Source organism: Aureimonas sp. Leaf324, from assembly GCF_001423245.1.
GTDB lineage: Bacteria > Pseudomonadota > Alphaproteobacteria > Rhizobiales > Rhizobiaceae > Aureimonas.
Map to the genome: position 1 here is coordinate 239,449 of NZ_LMOH01000012.1, position 19,037 is coordinate 258,485.

Here is a 19,037-nt window from a genome sequence, read left to right on the forward strand (position 1 = left end):
CTCCTTCTTCCGACCCGGAACCCACGATGAGCGTCACGATCTACCACAACCCTGCCTGCGGCACGTCCCGCAACGTCCTGGAGATGATCCGCGAGTCGGGTGAGGATCCGACGGTGATCGAGTACCTGAAGACGCCGCCGAGCCGCGAGCGTCTCGTCGAACTGATCGGCGCGATGGGTCTTCGCCCGCGCGAACTCCTGCGCGAGAAGGGCACGCCCTATGCCGAACTCGGCCTCGGCGATCCCGCACTCTCCGACGACGCGATCCTCGACGCCATGATGGCGCATCCGATCCTGATCAACCGTCCGATCGTCGTGACAGCCAAGAGCACGGCCCTCTGCCGCCCGTCCGAACGCGTGCTGGACCTTCTGGACCGTCCCGTCGCCAGCTTCCGCAAGGAGGACGGCGAAATAGTCGGCCCCGCCGCCTGAACCTTTCGGCTTCAGGGAACGATGTTGGAGCCGCGGATCGCTTCGCACACGGCGTCCGTCACCTCCTGCGTCGTGGCGGTGCCGCCGACGTCCGGCGTCGTCACGCCCCTGCCCGTCACGGTTTCGACCGCATGCATGAGGCGCCGGGCCGCCTGCGGCTGCCCGAGATGCTCCAGCATCTGCGCCGCCGTCCAGAAGGTCGCGACGGGATTGGCGATGCCCTTGCCGGCGATGTCGAAGGCCGAGCCGTGAATCGGCTCGAACATGGAGGGAAAGCGCCGCTCGGGATCGATGTTCGCCGTCGGCGCGACCCCGAGACTGCCGGCCAGCGCACCGGCGAGGTCCGAAAGAATATCGGCATGAAGATTGGTCGCGACGATCGTGTCGAGGCTCTGCGGCTTCAGCGTCATGCGCACCGTCATCGCATCGACCAGCATCTTGTCCCAGGTCACGTCGGGGAACTCGGCGGACACCTCCGCCGCGATCTCGTCCCACATCACCATGCCGAAGCGCTGGGCGTTGGACTTCGTCACGACGGTCAGGAGCTTGCGCGGGCGCGACTGCGCGAGGCGGAAGGCATAGCGCATGATCCGGGTGACGCCGACGCGCGTGAAGATCGCGACTTCGGTCGCCACCTCCTCCGGCAGGCCGCGATGGGCTCGGCCGCCGTGGCCGGAATATTCGCCTTCCGAGTTCTCCCGCACGATCACCCAGTCGAGATCGCCCGGCTTCACCCCGGCGAGCGGCGAGACGATGCCGGGCAGGATCTTGGTCGGGCGCACGTTGGCGTACTGGTCGAAGCCCTGGCAGATCGGCAAGCGTAGCCCCCACAGGGTGACGTGATCGGGCACATCGGGCGCGCCGACGGCGCCGAAGAAGATCGCGTCGAAGCCCTTCAGCTGCTCAGTGCCATCCGCCGGCATCATGACGCCATGCTTCCGGTAGTAGTCCGACCCCCAGTCGAACTGCGTGACGTCGAGCCGGAACGTCCCCTCGCGTCGCTCCAGCGCCTCTAGCGCCTGAAGCCCGGCGGCAATGACCTCCGGCCCGATGCCGTCGGCGGGAATGGCGGCGATCCTGTAGGTCTGCATGGCGGCGTCATCCTCCTGGCGTCGCGGACCGGCTTACGGGGTTTCGCCTGCCGGATGAAGTCGCCCCGGCTACGCGGCTCCCGCCCCGCCCTCGACCTTTGCCGGCCGCGCGCCAGTTTCGGCAGCGATCAACTAAGGGTGATGTCGCGTGGCGGACGGTTCGAAGACGGTGGTCTATGCGGCATTGGCGGGCAACGCGCTCATCGCCGCGACGAAGTTCGCCGCTGCCTTCTTCACCGGCTCGTCGGCGATGCTCAGCGAGGGTGTTCACTCCCTCGTCGACACCGGCAACGAGGTGCTGCTCCTTTATGGCATGCGTCGGGCTGGCCGCCCGCCGGACCGCACCCATCCGCTCGGCCACGGGCGGGAGCTCTACTTCTGGAGCTTCATCGTCGCGCTCCTTGTCTTCGCGCTTGGCGCCGGCGTGTCGATCTACCAGGGCATCCATCACATCATGGATCCCGAGCCGATCGAGAATGTCGGCTGGAACTACGGGGTGCTGGTGGCGTCGTTCCTGTTCGAAGGCTTCTCGTGGGTCGTGGCCCTGCGCGAGTTCCGGGAGCAGAAGGGGGCGGCCGGCTATGTCGAGGCGATCACGCGCAGCAAGGACCCGACGACCTTTACCGTCCTTCTCGAGGACAGCGCGGCGCTGATCGGCCTTGCCATCGCGTTTGTCGGCATCTTCCTCGCGCAAGCGCTCGGACGACCGGAGCTCGATGGCGTCGCCTCCGTCGGCATCGGCATCGTCCTGGCGGGCGTCGCGATCTTCCTCGCCCGCGAGAGCAAGGGCCTGCTGATCGGCGAGCCGGCGTTGCCGAGTGTGCAGGCCGCGATCCTCAGGATGGCGGAGGCCGATCCGGCGATCCAGAAGGCGAACGGCGTGATCACCACCCATCTCGGGCCGCGCCAGATCGTGGTTGCCCTCAGCGCCGAATTCGAGGACCACATGACGGCGCCCGACATCGAAGCCTGCGTCCAGCGGCTGGAGGCGCGGGTGAAGGCCGAACTGCCGGATGTGACGACCGTCTTCGTCAAGCCGCAAACGGCCGGCACTTGGGCAAAACGCGCCAGCGCGATCCGCTGACGCAAAGGCGTCCCGTCATTCGAATTCGAGGATGACGAAGTCGGCCGGCAGGCTGTCGCCGACCGCCGCGTGCACCGCGCCGATCGTCGCGGCCTTCGGCGCCCGCAGGTTATTCTCCATCTTCATCGCCTCGATCGTGCCGAGCACCTGCCCAGCTTCCACCCGGTCTCCGGGCTTCACGCTGAGCCGCGTCAGGAGGCCCGGCATCGGGCAGATCAGGAGGCGCGACAGGTCCGGCGGCTCCTTGTGGAGCATGTGGCGGGACAGTTCGAACACCCGCGGCAGCGAGACGCGGACCTCGTGGGTCGCGCCGCGCGTCGTCAGGCGCGCGCCGGTCAGGGCCGGCCGAATGCGCAGCGACAGCTCCTCGCCGGCGAATCGCAGACGCGCCATCGCTTCGCCGAACCACCAGTCGAGCGCGGCCGGCTCGAGTTCGGACCCATCGATCGAGACCCGGCGCTCGCCCCCGTCGCCGGAGACAACGACCTCGAAGCGATGGTCGCCGAGGCCCGCGACGCGCGCCGCATTCGGGCGGATGGCCGGTCCGAGCTGACCATCGATCCGCGCATCGCGCTCGTCCCGGAGCACCGAGACGAGAACGCCGGCCACCGCGAGCTTGCGCGCCAGCGCCGCGTCCGGCGCGGTGCCGGTGAAGCCTTCGGGATATTCCTCGGCGATGAAGCCGGTGGTGAGGTTCCCGTCGCGAAATCGCGGATGCTGCATGATCGCCGAGAGGAAATCGATGTTGTTGCCGAGACCGCTCAATTCGAAGCGGTCGAGCGCCTCGACCTGCCGGTCGATCGCCGCCTCGCGCGTCGACCCGTGGGTCACGAGCTTGGCGATCATCGGGTCGTAGAACATCGAGACCTCGCTGCCCTCGGCGACGCCGTCATCGACGCGAACGCCGTCGCCGGCCTCTGGCGGACAGTAGCGCGTGAGCCGTCCGGTCGACGGCAGGAAGCCGCGATAAGGGTCTTCGGCATAGACGCGGGTCTCGATCGACCAGCCAGCGAGGCGAACGTCGCTTTGGCCGATCCGCAACGGCTCGCCCGCCGCCACGCGGATCATCTCCTCCACGAGATCGAGCCCGGTGACCATCTCGGTCACCGGGTGCTCCACCTGAAGACGCGTGTTCATCTCCAGGAAATAGAAGCTCTTCCCGGTCGGATCGGCGCCGGAGACAATGAGCTCCACCGTGCCCGCCGAATGGTAGCCGACGGCCTTGGCGAGCGCGACAGCCTGTTCGCCCATCGCCTGCCGCATCTCGGGCGTGACGAAAGGAGACGGCGCTTCCTCGACCACCTTCTGGTGCCGCCGCTGGATCGAGCACTCGCGCTCGCCGAGGTAAAGCACGGTGCCGTGCTTGTCGCCCAGCACCTGGATCTCGATGTGGCGGGGGCTCTCGATGAACTTCTCGATGAAGACGCGGTCGTCGCCGAAGCTCGCCAATCCCTCGCGCTTGACCGCTTCGAAGCCCTCGCGCACGTCGCCCTCGCCCCAAGCGAGGCGCATGCCCTTGCCGCCGCCGCCGGCCGACGCCTTCATCATCACGGGAAAGCCGATCTCGGACGCGATGCGCACGGCATCGTCCGTGCTCTCGATCTCGCCGAGAAAGCCGGGAACGACGTTGACGCCGGCCGCCTTCGCCAGCTTCTTCGACTGGATCTTGTCGCCCATCGCCGCGATGGCGTTCGGCGGCGGGCCGACGAAGGCGATGCCGGCTTCCTCGCATGCGCGCGCGAAGCTATCGCGCTCCGACAGGAAGCCGTAGCCGGGATGGATGCAGTCGGCGCCGGTCGCCTTCGCGGCCTCGAGAATGAGGTCGGCGCGCAGGTAGCTGTCCGCCGCGGGCGCCGGCCCGAGTCGCACGGCCTCGTCCGCCATCCGTACGTGCGGGCTCTGCGCGTCGGCATCGGAATGGACGGCGACGGTCGCGATGCCCATCCGCTTGGCGGTGCGCATGACGCGGCAGGCGATCTCGCCTCGATTGGCGATCAGGATCTTACGGAACACGGGGGACGCTTTCATTCTGCGGCGTTGCGATCGCCGGTGTCGCCGACCGGGGGCATGTTGTGGCCGAGGAGGCGCAGCACTTCGGCCGCCGCCTCCACGAGATTGGTGCCGGGTCCGAAGATCGCATGGACACCGGCGCGCCGAAGCGCGTCGTAGTCCTGCGCCGGGATGACGCCGCCGGCCACGACCTTGATGTCGGCGCGGCCGAGTTCGCCGAGGCGCGCGATCAGATCCGGGATCAGCGTCTTGTGGCCGGCCGCGAGCGACGAGGCGCCGACGATATCGACCTCGCGCTCCACCGCCAGCGCCGCCGCCTCGTCCGGCGTCTGGAACAGCGGGCCCGGCACGATCTCGAAGCCGAGATCGCCGAACATCGAGGACACGAGGTTCGCGCCGCGATCGTGCCCGTCCTGCCCCATCTTGGCGACCAGCATGCGCGGCCGGCGCCCGAGGCGCCGCTCCGTCGCCGCCACGGCGTCGGTCAGCCGCGTCCAGCGGGGATCGTCGGCATAGGCTCCGCCATAGACGCCGCTGACCGGCCGGGGCTGCGTGTCGAAGCGGCCGAAGACGTCCTCCATCGCGGCCGAAATCTCGCCGAGCGTCGCACGGGCTCGGGCGCATGCGACGGCCAGCTCGAGAAGGTTGCCGCTTCCCGAAGCCCCCTCGCGCAGGGCATCGAGCGCCGTCCTGACGGCCTCGGCGTCGCGCCCGGCCTTGACCCTTTCGATCCGCGCAACCTGTGCCTCGCGGACGGCATAGTTGTCGACGTCGAGGATCTCGATCGGCGCTTCCGCCTCCAGCCGGTAGCGATTGACGCCGACGATCACATCCTCGCCGCGATCGACCCGAGCGGCCTTGGCCGCCGCCGCTTCCTCGATCATCGCCTTCGGCCAGCCGGCCGCGACGGCCTTCGCCATCCCGCCTTCGCTGCGAATGCGCTCGATGAGTTCCCACGCGCCGTCGACCAGCGCCTTGGTCAGGCTCTCCACGTAGTAGGAGCCGCCGAGCGGATCGACGACCTTCGTCATCCCCGTCTCCTCCTGCAGCACCAGCTGCGTGTTGCGCGCGATGCGGGCGGAGAAGTCGGTCGGCAGCGCGATCGCCTCGTCGAGCGCATTGGTGTGGAGCGACTGCGTGCCGCCGAGCATCGCGGCCATGGCCTCGATCGTGGTGCGAATGACGTTGTTGTACGGGTCCTGCTCGGTCAGCGAGACCCCCGACGTCTGGCAGTGCGTGCGCAGCATCTTGGAGCGCTCGTCCCGCGCTCCGAGCTCGGTCATCGCCCGATGCCAGAGGACGCGCGCGGCGCGCAGCTTGGCGACCTCCATGAAAAAGTTCATCCCGATGGCGAAGAAGAAGCTCAAACGCCCTGCAAATGCATCGATATCGAGCCCGGACGCCACGCCGTAACGCACGTATTCCATGCCGTTGGCGATGGTGAAGGCCAGTTCCTGGAGCTGCGTCGCCCCGGCTTCCTGCATGTGGTAGCCGGAGATCGAGATCGAGTTGAACTTCGGCATCTCGCGGCTCGTGTAGGCGAAGATGTTCGAGACAATCCGCATCGAGGGTTCGGGCGGATAGATATACGTGTTGCGGACCATGAACTCCTTGAGGATGTCGTTCTGGATGGTCCCGTCGAGCCGGTCGCGCGGCACGCCTTGCTCCTCGCCCGCGACGATGAAGAAGGCGAGGATCGGGATCACCGCCCCGTTCATGGTCATCGAGACCGACATCTCGCCCAAGGGGATGCCGTCGAAGAGGATCTTCATGTCCTCGACCGTGTCGATCGCGACGCCCGCCTTGCCGACATCCCCGACGACGCGTGGGTGATCGGAATCGTAGCCGCGATGGGTGGCGAGATCGAAGGCGACCGACAGGCCCTTCTGTCCCGCCGCGAGATTGCGGCGGTAGAAGGCGTTGGACTCTTCGGCGGTCGAAAACCCCGCATACTGCCGGATCGTCCAGGGTCGCCCGGCATACATCGAAGCGCGCACGCCGCGCGTGAAGGGCGCGAAGCCCGGCAGGCCGGGATCCCAGCCGGCCACATCCTCCGCGGTGTAGAGCGGCTTGACCGTGATCCCCTCGGGCGTCTGCCAGTCGAAGTCGCGGCCCTTCACCTCGCGCGCCGCCAGCGCTTTCCAGGCCTCATGCGTCGGGCGTTCAGTGTCCGCCATCGGGCGCCTCCATCAGCTCGACGAGAACGCCGCCCATGTCGCGCGGGTGCAGGAAGACGATCCGCGTTCCGTGCGCGCCGATGCGCGGGGTTCCGAGCGCCCGCGCGCCACGGGCCGTCATGTCCGCGATCGCGGCATCGAGATCGGTGACCTCGAAGCAGAGGTGATGCTGTCCGCCGGCCGGGTTGCGCTGGAGAAAGCCGGCGACCGGCGAGGCGTCGTCGAGCGGCTCGATGAGCTCGACCTGCGTATTTCCCGCATCGACGAAGCAGACCCTGACGCCCCGCTCGGGCAGATCGAAGGGCGCGCCGACCGCCGCCTCGCCGAACAGGGCGGCGTAGTGCTCGCCCGCCCGCGCGATCGAGGGGGTCGCCACCCCGACATGGTTCAAGCGTCCGAACATCGCGGGGCCTCCCGTCCCTTTGCCGTTCATAGCGGAATGTTGTCGTGCTTCTTCCAGGGATTCTGCAACTGCTTGCCCCGCAGCTTCCGCAAGCCGAGCGCCACCCGCCGCCGGGTCGAATGCGGCATGATGACCTCGTCGACGAACCCCTTGGACGCCGCGACGAACGGGTTGGCGAAGCGGCGCTCGTATTCGGCCGTCCGCTCCGCGATCTCCTCGACGCTCCGGCCGCGGAAGATGATCTCGACCGCGCCCTTGGCGCCCATCACCGCGATCTCGGCGGTGGGCCACGCGTAGTTCAGATCGCCGCGCAGATGCTTCGACGCCATCACGTCGTAGGCGCCGCCATAGGCTTTCCGGGTGATGACCGTGATCTTCGGCACCGTCGCCTCGGCATAGGCGAAGAGGAGCTTCGCCCCGTGCTTGATGATGCCGTTGTGCTCCTGCGCGACGCCCGGCAGGAAACCCGGCACGTCGACGAAAGTGACGATCGGGATCTCGAACGCATCGCAGAAGCGCACGAAGCGCGCGGCCTTCTTCGAGGCCGCGATGTCGAGGCAGCCTGCCAGCACCGTCGGCTGGTTGGCGACAAGTCCGACCGTGCGCCCTTCGATGCGCCCGAAGCCGACGATGATGTTGCCCGCGTGGTTCGGCTGGATCTCGAAGAACTCGCCCTCGTCGACGACTTTCGTGATCAGCTCGTGCATGTCGTAGGGCTGGTTGGCGCTCGGCGGGATGAGCGTGTCGAGGCTCGCCTCCAGACGGTCGAACGGGTCCGGGCTCGGGCGCTCGGGCACGCCGGTCCGGTTCGAGGCTGGAAGGAAACCCATGAAGTCACGCGCGGCGAGCAGCGCCTCGATGTCGTTCTCGAAGGCGCAGTCGGCGACCGAGGATTTCGTCGTGTGCGTCACCGCGCCGCCGAGTTCCTCCTGGCTCACCACCTCATTGGTCACCGTCTTCACGACGTCCGGGCCGGTGACGAACATGTAGCTTGAGTCCTTCACCATGAAGATGAAGTCGGTCATCGCCGGTGAATAGACGGCGCCGCCCGCGCACGGGCCCATCACGAGGCTGAGCTGCGGCACGACGCCGGACGCCAGCACGTTGCGCTGGAACACCTCGGCATAGCCGCCGAGCGAAGCCACGCCTTCCTGGATGCGCGCGCCGCCCGAATCGTTCAGCCCAATTACCGGCGCGCCGACCTTCAGCGCCATGTCCATGATCTTGCAGATCTTAGCCGCGTGACGCTCCGACAGCGAGCCGCCGAACACCGTGAAGTCCTGGCTGAAGACGAAGACCAGCCGGCCGTTGATCGTGCCCGATCCCGTGACGACCCCGTCGCCGGGTACGATCTGCGTTTCCATGCCGAAGTCGGTGCAGTTGTGCTCGACGAACATGTCGAGCTCCTCGAACGAACCTTCGTCGAGCAGGACGTCGAGGCGTTCGCGGGCCGTGAGCTTGCCCTTGGCGTGCTGCGCCGCGACGCGGCGTTCGCCGCCGCCTTCGCGTGCGGCGGCGCGGCGGCGTTCGAGTTCCTCAATCGTCGACGACATGCACGGCCTCCCATTGCTCGCGCAGGATGGAGGAAGGGACGGGCCCGCTGCAACCGCCGTCTCGCGACGGACCGGGGCTTTCACATCCCGACAGGCGCGGCATCGACCACGCGAGACGCGACGAAGCGCCACGCCACTTGGGTGCCGTTCGGCCTGTCGAGCACCCGAACCCAGCCCCACAGCGAAGGCTGCCGTCTGCCGGATGGCCCGCATTCGCAGGCGCTTGGCTGCGATCGGACGGGCCGTCGCAGGCACCCGGCGGGGACGTCCGCCTCCCGATATCGTGTGTCGAAGCCCGGTGACGACGCGCGCGCAGCCGGTAGCCGGCGGCGCGATCTGGATTAGTTACAAACTGGAGCGGCGCCAGCGCATCACCGTCCGGGTGGTTGCGCGATGGCATCGAACTTTTGCGTCCAGGGACCCGATCCGCCGTCCGGCAACGGCGAATCGCGTCGGGTCTCCCGTTGCGCCCCACCGAAGAGCCTCGCGAGCCATGTCGAGATTCCCCGACCTTGAACTGAACCGGCGGCAGCTGATGTCCGGCGTGACGGCGACCGCCGCGCTCGGCGCCCTGCCCGCCTCCGCGCTGGCGCAGTCGTCCGGCGCGACGGCCGATGCCACCGAAGCGGCCGTCACGGCGCCCGTCGCCTTCACCGTCAACGGCGAGCGGCGCGAACTGGACCTCGATCTGCGCACCACGCTTCTCGATGCGCTGCGCGAGCACATCAAGCTCACCGGCACCAAGAAGGGCTGCGACCACGGCCAGTGCGGCGCCTGCACGGTGATGGTCAACGGCCGGCGCATCAACGCCTGCCTGACGCTCGCGGTGCTGCACGAGGGGGACGAGATCACGACGATCGAGGGCCTCGGCACGCCCGACAACCTGCACCCGATGCAGGAGGCATTCCTGAAGCACGACGGCTACCAGTGCGGCTACTGCACGCCGGGTCAGATCTGCTCGGCCGTCGGCGTCCTCGAAGAGGTCAAGGCCGGCATCCCGAGCCATGTCACGGCCGACCTCAACGGGGCGATGGAAGCCACGAACGAAGAGATGCGCGAGCGCATGAGCGGCAACATCTGCCGCTGCGGCGCCTATTCCAACATCGCCGACGCCATGGCCGAAGTCGCCGGGAGGCCCGCATGAAGTCCTTCACCTTCGAGCGCGCCAACTCGCCGGCGGAAGCCGCCAAGGCCGCGGCGGCCCGTCCCGACGCCAAGTTCATCGCCGGCGGCACCAACCTCCTCGACCTGATGAAGCTCGAGATCGAGGCGCCGCGCCACCTGATCGACGTCAACCGGCTGGGTCTCGACGCGATCGAGGCGACCGAGAACGGCGGCCTTCGCATCGGCGCGCTGGTGCGCAACACCGACATGGCCGCCGACGAGCGTATCCGCCGCGACTACGGCGTCCTGACGCGGGCGGTCGTGGCGGGCGCGTCCGGCCAGCTCCGCAACAAGGCGACGACGGCCGGCAACCTCCTCCAGCGCACGCGCTGCCCGTACTTCTACGACACCAACATGGCCTGCAACAAACGCACGCCCGGTGCCGGCTGCGCCGCGCTGGAAGGCTATTCGCGCCTTCTCGGCGTCGTCGGCGTGAGCGACAGCTGCATCGCGACGAACCCGTCCGACATGAACGTCGCGCTCAGCGTCCTCGACGCCTCCGTCGAGACCGTGAAGCCGGACGGCGCGACACGCACCATCGCGTTCGCCGATTTCCATCGCCTGCCCGGCGATACGCCGGAGGTGGAGACCGCGCTGGGGGCGGGCGAGTTCGTCACCGCCGTCACCCTGCCCGCGCCGCTCGGCGGCAAGCACATCTACCGCAAGGTTCGCGACCGCGCATCCTACGCCTTCGCCGTCATTTCCGTCGCGGCCGTAATCCAGCCTGACGGCACGGGCCGCGTCGCCATCGGTGGCGTCGCGCCGAAACCCTGGCGTGTCGCCGAGGCCGACGCGCAGCTGCGCGAGGGCGCCAAGCCCGCCGCCGCGCGCCTCTTCGCCGATGCCAGGACCACCGAGCACAACGCCTTCAAGATCCCGCTGACCGAGCGCACGCTCGGCGCCGTGCTGACCGAAGCGAGGAGCTGATCCGATGAAGTTCGACACCCCCGCTGGCACCAATCCGATCGACCGGGAACGCGTCGTCGGCCAGCCGCACGAGCGCATCGATGGTCGCCTGAAGGTGACGGGCACCGCGCCCTACGCCTACGAGCATCACGACGTCGCCGAGAACGTCGCCTACGGCTACGTCGTGGGCTCCGCCATCGCCAAGGGGCGCATCACGCGCATCGACAGCGCGGCCGCCCGCCGCGCGCCGGGCGTCGTCGCGATCGTCACCCACGAGAACGCGGGAGAGCTCGGCAAGGGCGACAAGAACACCGCCAAGCTCCTCGGCGGACCCGAGGTGCAGCACTATCACCAGGCGGTCGCGGTCGTCGTTGCCGACACCTTCGAGCAGGCCCGCGCCGCGGCCATGATGCTCGACATCGCCTATGAGAGCACGGACGGCGCCTTCGACCTTGCGGCCGCCAAGGACACCGCACCGGACGCGCCGGCCAGCGAAGGGTCGCCGACCCAGACCGGCGCGGGCGATTTTGCGAAAGCGTTCGCCGCCGCGCCCGTCAAGTTCGACCAGAGCTACACGACGCCCGACCAGAGCCACGCGATGATGGAGCCGCATGCCTCGCTCGCCGAGTGGGATGGCGACAGTGTCACCGTCTGGACCTCCAACCAGATGATCGCCTGGGGCTCGGCCGATCTCGCCAAGACCCTGAAGATCGCGCCGGAGAAGGTGCGCATCGTCTCGCCTTTCATCGGCGGCGGCTTCGGCGGCAAGCTGTTCCTGCGGGCGGATGCCGTGATGGCGGCGCTCGGCGCGAAGGCGGCGGGGCGCCCGGTCAAGGTCGCGCTGGCCCGGCCGATGATGGCCAACAACACGACGCACCGCCCCGCAACGATCCAGCGCGTGCGCATCGGCGCCGAGCGCGACGGCAAGATCACGGCCATCGCGCACGAAAGCTGGTCGGGCGATCTGGAGGGCGGCCAGCCCGAGGTCGCCACGCAGCAGACGCGGCTTCTCTATGCCGGCGCCAACCGGATGACGTCGCTGAAGCTCGCGGTCCTCGACCTGCCGGAAGGCAACGCCATGCGTGCCCCCGGCGAGGCACCGGGCCTGATGGCGCTGGAGGTCGCGATGGACGAGCTCGCCGATCAGCTCGGCCAGGATCCCGTCCACTTCCGCATCCTGAACGACACGCAGGTCGACCCCGAGGATCCCTCGCGCCCCTTCTCGCAGCGCCGCCTCGCGGACTGCTTCCGGCAGGGCGCCGAGAAGTTCGGGTGGAGCGCGCGTAATGCCCGCCCCGCGCAGGTGCGCGACGGCCGCTGGATGGTCGGCATGGGCGTCGCATCGGCCTTCCGCAACAACATGAACATGGATTCGGGCGCCCGCGCCCGTCTGGGCCGCGACGGCGTGGTGACGATCGAGACCGATATGACCGACATCGGCACCGGCTCCTACACGATCATCGCCCAGACGGCGGCGGAGATGATGGGCCTGCCGCTCGACAAGGTGCAGGTCACGCTCGGCGACTCGATGTTCCCCGTCTCCGCCGGGTCCGGCGGCCAGTGGGGCGCCAACTCCTCGACGGCGGGCGTCTATGCGGCCTGCGTGAAGCTGCGCGAGGCGATCGCCGCCAAGCTCGGCCTCGACCCGTCCGCAGTCGAGTTCGCGGACGGGATGGTGCGCGCGGGCGACCGGCAGGTGCCGCTCGCCGAGGCAGCCACTGAAGGCGAGATCGTCGCCGAGGACAAGATCGAGTTCTCGAAGGAGATGATGAAGGAGAAGCAGCAGTCGACCTTCGGCGCCCATTTCGTGGAGGTCGGCGTCGACATGGCGACCGCCGAAGTGCGCGTTCGCCGCATGCTCGCGGTTTGCGCGGCAGGACGCATCCTCAATCCCCTCACCGCGCGCAGCCAGGTCATCGGCGGCATGACGATGGGCGTCGGCGGCGCGCTGATGGAAGACCTCGTCGTCGACAAGCGGCACGGCCTCTTCATCAACCACGACCTTGCGGGCTACGAGGTGCCGGTCCATGCCGACATCCCGCATCAGGAGGTCGTGTTCCTCGACGAGACCGATCCCGACGTGTCGCCCATGAAGGCGAAAGGCGTCGGCGAGCTCGGCCTGTGCGGCGTTGCGGCGGCGATCGCCAACGCGATCCACAATGCCACCGGCGTGCGGGTGCGCGACTACCCGATCACCCTGGACAAGCTGATCGAGGACCTGCCGGACGTCGCCTGATCGCAGACCGACGGCGGGCGCCGGGACCTCACGGTTCCGCGTCCGCCGTCGCAATCTTTGATCCCGCCGACGCTTTCGGGCGGGACGCGGCGAACGGAGCGCCCTACAACCGGAAGGGACCCAGACGATCCCGATTCCTTCCCGTTCCGCTTCCGTGTCCGATCCCTCTCCGCTCCTCCGCCCGTTCCGCAGCGCCGACTTCCGCCTCCTCTGGTCTGCGGTTCTCGCCTCCAACCTCGGCGGGCTGATCCAGGCAGTCGGCGCCGGGTGGATGATGGCGAGCATCGCGACGTCGGACGACATGGTGGCGCTGGTGCAGACCGCGACCACGCTGCCGATCATGATCTTCTCGCTGGCGGCCGGGGCTCTTGCCGACAGTTACGACCGGCGACGGGTGATGCTTGTTGCGCAAAGCTTGATGATGGCGGCGTCGGTCGCGCTGGCCGCGCTGACCATCCAGGGCTGGATGACGCCCTGGCTGCTCCTCGTGTTCACCTTCCTGATCGGCTGCGGGACCGCGCTCCACAACCCGTCCTGGCAGGCCTCCATCGGCGATCTCGTGAGCCGGTCCGACATCCCGTCGGCGGTGACGCTGAACAGCATGGCCTTCAACCTGATGCGCAGCATCGGTCCGGCCATCGGCGGCCTGATCGTCGCCTCGGTCGGGGCGGCCGGCGCCTTCGCGCTGAACGCGGTCAGCTACATTCCCCTGATCGCGGCGCTCGGCCGGTGGGGCTATCGCCGCCTACCCTCGACGCTGCCGCGCGAGACGTTTCGCCATGCGATGTCGGCGGGCCTCCGCTTCGTGGCGATGTCGCCGAACCTCCTGACGGTGATCGGACGGGCTTTCCTGTTCGGCGTCGGCGCGGTGTCCATCCTGGCGCTGCTGCCGCTCGTCGCGCGCGACCTCGTCGCCGGCAACGCCGCGACCTTCGGCCTCCTCCTCGGCTGCTTCGGCGTCGGCGCGATCGGCGGCGCGCTCCTTTCGACCCGGCTTCGCAGTGCGCTATCGAGCGAGATGATCGCGCGGGTCGGCTTCCTGACATTTGCGCTCAGCGCCGTTCTGGTGGCATCGAGCCGCCAGACGTGGCTGACGGGTCTGGCGCTGATGCCCGCCGGTGCCGCCTGGGTGCTCGCGCTGTCCCTCTTCAACGTGACGGTCCAGCTGTCGACGCCGCGCTGGGTGGTCGGCCGCGCGCTGTCGATCTACCAGACCGCGACCTTCGGCGGCATGGCGCTCGGCAGCTGGATCTGGGGCCTCGTCGCGGATACCTACGACCCTTCGACCGCGCTCTTCGCCTCCGGCGCGGTGCTGGCCGCGGGCGCGGCCATTGGCCTGCGGTTCGGCATCCCCGCGCTCCTCGCGCTCGACCTCGATCCGCTGGACCGGTTCAAGGAGCCGGAACTGCGCCTCGACCTCCGCTCGCGCAGCGGCCCGATCATGGTGCTGGTCGACTACGAGATCGCGGCCGAGGACGTGCAGGCCTTCCTCGCCGTCATGGCGGAGCGGCGGCGCGTGCGCATCCGCGACGGCGCCCGGCAATGGTCGCTGCTGCGCGATCTCGAGAACCCGGAAATCTGGACCGAGACGTACCACGTGCCGACCTGGGTCGAGTACGTGCGCCACAACACGCGCCGCACCAAGGCCGACGCCGACGTCTACGATCGCCTGCTGGCTCTCCACCGGGGCGCGAGCCGGCCGCGCGTCCATCGGATGATCGAGCGTCAGACGGTGCCAGTGATGGACGACACGCCGCTGAAGCCGCACCCGGAGGTGCCGTGAGACGGCGTTCGCCTTCGCGGTCGGACTAGCGCGGCGATCCCTTGCCCGGTGCCGGCCCGGCCAGCACCTTGCGGCGCGCGGCCGCCTTGCGGGTGTCGCGCTCGATCCGGGCGTCGCGATCCCGCTCGGCTTGAAGTCGCGCGGCTTTCAGGCGCTGCGTCTTTTCCTGCGTGGTCTCGGTCTTTTCGTCGCCGCTCATCGCTCGCCTCGCTTCGAACTATCCACCTGTCCCAGACGCTCGCCGCAAACGGCGAACCCGAAGGTCAGTCGGCGAAGCGCTCCGCCATGGTCTCCAGCGTGCGGATGAAGGACGCCGGCGGATAGGGCTTCGGAAAGAAGAGCCCGTCGCGCGGCAGGTCCTCCGGCATCACCCGGATGTGGCCGGAGGCCACGATGATCGACATCGGAGGCCAGCGGTTGCGCACGGCATGGGCGAGCTTCAGACCGTCCATCGAGCCGGGCATGTCGACGTCGGTGAAGAGGATGCGGATGTTGTCGTGCCGCTCCAGAAGGCGGATCGCCTCGTCGGCGCTCGTCGCTCCGTAGGCGGTGAACCCGGCGTCCTCCACCATGTCCATCGCGTCCAGAAGGAGCAGCGGCTCGTCTTCCACGACGAGAATGGCGATGCGGGATCTGTCGAAGGTCTCGGTCATGCGGTGTCAGGCTCAAGAATGGTCGTGACGGTCCGCTGCGAACGAGCCGTCGAGTTGGTACACAAGTCCACCTGGTGCGAATTCTGTCTGTGCATGCCCATGGAAGTAGCCGGGAACGACCCGTTCCGTCAGGCGTGAACCGAAGCCGCGTCGATTCGGTTCCGAAACGGGCGGGCCGCCTTCCTCCTTCCAGGTGAAGGAGAAGCGCTCGCCCTCCCCGAGCTCCCACGTGATGGCGATCGCCCCCGCGTCCGTCGACAGGGCGCCGTACTTCGTCGCATTGGTCGCCAGTTCATGGATCGCCAGCGCGAGCCCCAGCGCATGCCGGGCGTCGAGGTCGACACGCGGACCCGTCAGGCGGAAGCGGCCGGCCGTGTCGACATGCGGCGCGATCGCCGCTTCCACGATCGCCCGGACGTCGGACGCAGCCCAGTCCGTCACGGTCAGCATGTCCTGCGCGCGGGCCAGCGCCTGGATGCGGGCGGACGCCATCGCCGCCGCCTCCTTCGGGTCGGTCGCATTGCGAAGGCTCTGCGAAACCACGGCCTGGACCATCGCCAGCGTGTTCTTCATCCGGTGCGACAGCTCCCGCTGCAGCACGCGCTGCTGGCGCTGCTGCGTCTGGCTTTCCTCCAAATGCTGCTTCTGCTGTGCGAGAAGCTGCTGGTTGATCGCCCGCTCCGCCTCGAGTTTCGCCACTGCCCCGTGCATCGCCTGGATCAGTGCGATGTCGACCCCGACGACGAACACATAGAACGCCAGCGCGATCAGGACCGGAGCGCTAAGGGAAAACGTACCGAACGGCGGAATGAACCAGTACCAGGCGGACAGGCCGCAGGCGACCGCGCACGCGATGCCCGGCCGCGGGCCGGCGAAGAATGCGGTGAGAATGACCGCTGGAAAGAACGTCAGATACGGGAAGCCGGCCGGCAGAGCATGGTCGAAGCCAAAGCGCAGCCCCAGCGCCAGCCCGAAGGCGACCGCCGCCAGGCTCCAGGCGCGCCAGGAAGACGAGCGCACGCGCTTTGCTGCTTCGAAGATCATGCGATGCCGGTCTCCAGCCGTTTCGTCGAGGCCGTCTAACGGGTTGAGACGACGAGTGCCAGAAGAACCCGCGTAGCCGGTGCCAAAGGCGTTACCGAGACGCTTGACCGCGGCATCGCGATTTCATTTTCTACCGACACGGTGGATTGAAGAACGTCGTTCGTCGTCGGGTCCTGTCGCTTCGGTTAGGCTCCTCGATGGTCGGGCGGTGGCTGCCGTCGCCCGCCGTGCACACCGGGGATCGATCATGAGGCCAGAGACGCTTTCATTCACGGCCGAGATCGGCGCGAGCGCGTTGGACGCCGCCGCACGCGCCCGCAAAGCGTGCCTGTCCGCATGACCCATCACGTCGTCATCATCGGGGGCGGCGCGAGCGGCGTTCTGCTGGCGGCGCATCTCCTGCGCCAGCCCTCGGGAAGCATCGAGGTGACCATCGTCGAGCCGCGCGAGGGTCTGGGCGAGGGCATCGCCTACTCCACCGACGATCCGGCGCATCTCCTCAACACGCGCGCCGCCAACATGAGCGCCTTCGACGACGATCCGCAGCATTTCTGGCGCTGGCTCAGCGAGAGCGGTGCGGCCGCGGCCTCCGGTCTCGACGGCTCGTTCAGCTTCGCGCCCCGCTGGCGCTACCGCGACTATCTCCGCGATCTCGTCCGCCACTGGCTTCCCGTCACCGGCGACGGGCGCCTGCGAGTCGTCCGCGAGACCTGCGTCGCCCTCGGCGAAACGCATCGAGGGGTGGTGGCGACGCTGAGCAACGCGATCACGATCACCGCCGATCGGGCGATCCTCGCCGTCGGACATGCCGTCTCGGCCGGTCCTTCGCCCTACGACCCCGCCTGGTCGTCACCCGAAGACCTCGGCATCCGGCCGGACGAGGACATCCTCGTCCTCGGCACCGGCCTGTCGATGATCGACAAGGTCGCCTCGCTGCATCGTCGGGGCCACCGCGGCCGGGTGATCGCCCTCTCCCGCCGCGGCCTGCTGCCGCGCGTCCATGCCGCGACGGCGCCGTTCCTGCTCGATCCCGCCGACATCCCACTCGGCACCGGCCCCGCCTACTTCCTGCGCTGGCTTCGGCGGACGGTCCGCTGGGCGGAAGCCCAGGGTCGCGACTGGCGCGAGGTGATGGACGCGCTGCGGCCGCACGCCAGCGCCATCTGGTCGGCGATGCCCGCCGCCGGCCGCGCGCGTTTCCTGCGCCACGCCCGCACGATGTGGGACGTGCACCGCCACCGCATGCCGCCAGAACTCGCCGCCCTCGTCGGCGAGGCGCAGGCGACGGGTCTCCTGACGTTGATGGCCGGCCGGCTCGTGGCGGATCGCGTCGAGGCCAGCCGCCATCATGTGAGCGTGCGGCGGCGATGCGCCGGCGTCGAGACGCTGGTCGTGGACCGGATCATCGACTGCACCGGCATCCTTCGCTCGCCGGAGGCGGACGGGACAGGCCTTGTCGGCCACCTCCTCGCGTCAGGCGGGGCGCGCATGGATCCGCTCGGCCTCGGGCTCGACGTCGCGACGAATTGCGCGCTGGTCGACCGAAACGGCACGGCATCCGACCGCCTCTTCGCCCTCGGGCCCGTCACCAAGGCGCGCTTCTGGGAGATCACCGCCGTGCCCGACATCCGCGCACAGGCCAAACGGCTCGCCGCTCAACTGACCTGAGCTCCAGACAGGCGATCAGCGGATCACACGGTCTCGTCGATAAGCCGCGGGTCGACCGAGCGAATGTCCTGGAAGGCGAGGCCGACCAGCGTCGCCATGGCCTGGCGCGCCCCGTCCGGGTCGCCCGCGGCGATCGCCGCCAGCACCTTGGCGTGCTCGGGGACCGGATCGCGCGGCATCCGGCCGTCGCGCGCCTTGAAGAGCGTCGTCCAGCGGACAGCCGCGGCGATGCCGCTCGCCAGCGTCCCAAGCGCCTCGTTGCGGGTCGCCCGCAGGATCGTTTCGTGGAACACGCGGTCCGCGTTGCGCCCTTCCTCGACGCCGAGGCCGTGACGCCCCATCAGTTCCAGCGCGGCGCGCAACTCGGCGATATCGGCGCGCGTGTGCCGCTCGGCTGCGAGTGCCGCGGCCGATGGCTCGACGATCTGTCGAAGTTCGAACAGTTCGCGCACGAAGGCGGGCGTCGGCGGCCCGTTCTCGAAGATCCAGCGCAGGATGTCGGGATCGAGGAAGTTCCAGTTACTCCGCGCGTTGACGCGGGTTCCCGCCTTCGGCCGGCTGCTGACGAGGCCCTTGGCGGCCAGGATCCGAACCGCCTCCCGGTACGCCGTGCGCGACACGCTGAGCCGCTCGCTGAAGTCGACCTCGTTGGCCAAGAGGTCACCCGGCGCGTAGGTCCCCGTCAGGATGGCCGTCCCGATCTCCTGGGCGATCGAGCCGTGCAATCGCTGCGAGCGGCCCCTCGGCACGATGCGCTCGGTTCGTTCGATCTCGCTCCCAGGCACTCGCGTTCTGCTCCCCGTCGGGACGATTCGTCCGTCCGCCGTCCGGTCC

General features: G+C 68.8%; 16 protein-coding genes. 7 read left to right on the forward strand and 9 right to left on the reverse strand.

From position 1 onward, the window contains the following. Positions 1-26: 26 nt before the first annotated feature. On the forward strand, positions 27-431 hold the full coding sequence (arsC, locus tag ASF65_RS08720) for an arsenate reductase (glutaredoxin) (protein WP_055887996.1): 405 nt from the start codon (positions 27-29) through the stop codon (positions 429-431). 11 nt (positions 432-442) lie between these two features. On the opposite strand, the gene ASF65_RS08725 is transcribed toward arsC, so the two are convergent. After that, positions 443-1,522: a tartrate dehydrogenase gene (locus ASF65_RS08725; protein WP_055887998.1), complete on the reverse strand. Its 1,080-nt coding sequence runs from the start codon at positions 1,520-1,522 to the stop codon at positions 443-445. Positions 1,523-1,670: 148 nt separating this feature from the next. Between ASF65_RS08725 and ASF65_RS08730 the strand changes: the two genes are divergently transcribed. Further along, the gene (locus ASF65_RS08730; protein ID WP_055888001.1) at positions 1,671-2,606 is read left to right on the forward strand and encodes a cation diffusion facilitator family transporter; all 936 of its coding nucleotides are present in this window, start codon (positions 1,671-1,673) and stop codon (positions 2,604-2,606) included. A gap of 15 nt (positions 2,607-2,621) precedes the next feature. Here ASF65_RS08730 and ASF65_RS08735 read toward each other — a convergent pair whose 3' ends face one another. Genes ASF65_RS08735 through ASF65_RS08750 form a run of 4 tightly spaced genes read right to left on the reverse strand, consistent with a single transcriptional unit; the run spans position 2,622 to position 8,749 of the window. Further along, positions 2,622-4,619, reverse strand: a complete 1,998-nt coding sequence (locus ASF65_RS08735; RefSeq protein ID WP_082505320.1) for an acetyl/propionyl/methylcrotonyl-CoA carboxylase subunit alpha — start codon at positions 4,617-4,619, stop codon at positions 2,622-2,624. Between the two features lie 11 nt (positions 4,620-4,630). Continuing rightward, the gene (gene scpA / locus ASF65_RS08740; protein ID WP_055888007.1) at positions 4,631-6,793 is read right to left on the reverse strand and encodes a methylmalonyl-CoA mutase; all 2,163 of its coding nucleotides are present in this window, start codon (positions 6,791-6,793) and stop codon (positions 4,631-4,633) included. Further along, positions 6,780-7,196 (reverse strand): methylmalonyl-CoA epimerase, encoded by a 417-nt coding sequence (mce, locus tag ASF65_RS08745; protein WP_055888010.1) that lies wholly within the window; start codon positions 7,194-7,196, stop codon positions 6,780-6,782. The genes scpA and mce overlap by 14 nt, the downstream gene beginning before the upstream one ends. Before the next feature lie 26 nt (positions 7,197-7,222). After that, complete coding sequence (locus ASF65_RS08750; protein WP_055888012.1) at positions 7,223-8,749, reverse strand: acyl-CoA carboxylase subunit beta; 1,527 nt, start codon at positions 8,747-8,749, stop codon at positions 7,223-7,225. A gap of 493 nt (positions 8,750-9,242) precedes the next feature. Here ASF65_RS08750 and paoA point away from each other — a divergent pair, with 493 nt between their 5' ends. From paoA to ASF65_RS08770, 4 genes are all read left to right on the forward strand, one after another. Next, the gene (gene paoA, locus ASF65_RS08755; RefSeq protein WP_055888014.1) at positions 9,243-9,893 is read left to right on the forward strand and encodes an aldehyde dehydrogenase iron-sulfur subunit PaoA; all 651 of its coding nucleotides are present in this window, start codon (positions 9,243-9,245) and stop codon (positions 9,891-9,893) included. Continuing rightward, positions 9,890-10,840, forward strand: coding sequence for a xanthine dehydrogenase family protein subunit M (locus tag ASF65_RS08760; RefSeq protein WP_055888016.1), 951 nt, complete (start codon positions 9,890-9,892; stop codon positions 10,838-10,840). Before paoA ends, ASF65_RS08760 begins: the two co-directional genes overlap by 4 nt. A gap of 4 nt (positions 10,841-10,844) precedes the next feature. Beyond that, on the forward strand, positions 10,845-13,055 hold the full coding sequence (gene paoC / locus ASF65_RS08765; protein WP_055888017.1) for an aldehyde oxidoreductase molybdenum-binding subunit PaoC: 2,211 nt from the start codon (positions 10,845-10,847) through the stop codon (positions 13,053-13,055). A 154-nt stretch (positions 13,056-13,209) separates the two neighbouring features. Beyond that, positions 13,210-14,838 carry an MFS transporter gene (locus ASF65_RS08770; RefSeq protein ID WP_055888019.1) on the forward strand — a complete coding sequence of 543 codons (1,629 nt, stop codon included), beginning with the start codon at positions 13,210-13,212 and terminating at the stop codon, positions 14,836-14,838. Between the two features lie 25 nt (positions 14,839-14,863). Here ASF65_RS08770 and ASF65_RS21330 read toward each other — a convergent pair whose 3' ends face one another. The 3 genes from ASF65_RS21330 to ASF65_RS08780 all read right to left on the reverse strand — a co-directional run bounded on the left by ASF65_RS21330 (position 14,864) and on the right by ASF65_RS08780 (position 16,535). Continuing rightward, the gene (locus ASF65_RS21330; protein ID WP_156369226.1) at positions 14,864-15,037 is read right to left on the reverse strand and encodes a hypothetical protein; all 174 of its coding nucleotides are present in this window, start codon (positions 15,035-15,037) and stop codon (positions 14,864-14,866) included. Between the two features lie 64 nt (positions 15,038-15,101). Continuing rightward, complete coding sequence (locus tag ASF65_RS08775; protein ID WP_055888022.1) at positions 15,102-15,491, reverse strand: response regulator; 390 nt, start codon at positions 15,489-15,491, stop codon at positions 15,102-15,104. A 12-nt stretch (positions 15,492-15,503) separates the two neighbouring features. Continuing rightward, complete coding sequence (locus tag ASF65_RS08780) at positions 15,504-16,535, reverse strand: HWE histidine kinase domain-containing protein (protein ID WP_055888024.1); 1,032 nt, start codon at positions 16,533-16,535, stop codon at positions 15,504-15,506. A 336-nt stretch (positions 16,536-16,871) separates the two neighbouring features. Here ASF65_RS08780 and ASF65_RS08785 point away from each other — a divergent pair, with 336 nt between their 5' ends. Next, on the forward strand, positions 16,872-18,203 hold the full coding sequence (locus ASF65_RS08785; RefSeq protein ID WP_082505324.1) for an FAD/NAD(P)-binding protein: 1,332 nt from the start codon (positions 16,872-16,874) through the stop codon (positions 18,201-18,203). Between the two features lie 23 nt (positions 18,204-18,226). On the opposite strand, the gene ASF65_RS08790 is transcribed toward ASF65_RS08785, so the two are convergent. Beyond that, positions 18,227-18,952 (reverse strand): FadR/GntR family transcriptional regulator, encoded by a 726-nt coding sequence (locus tag ASF65_RS08790; RefSeq protein ID WP_244486602.1) that lies wholly within the window; start codon positions 18,950-18,952, stop codon positions 18,227-18,229. Positions 18,953-19,037: the final 85 nt, after the last annotated feature.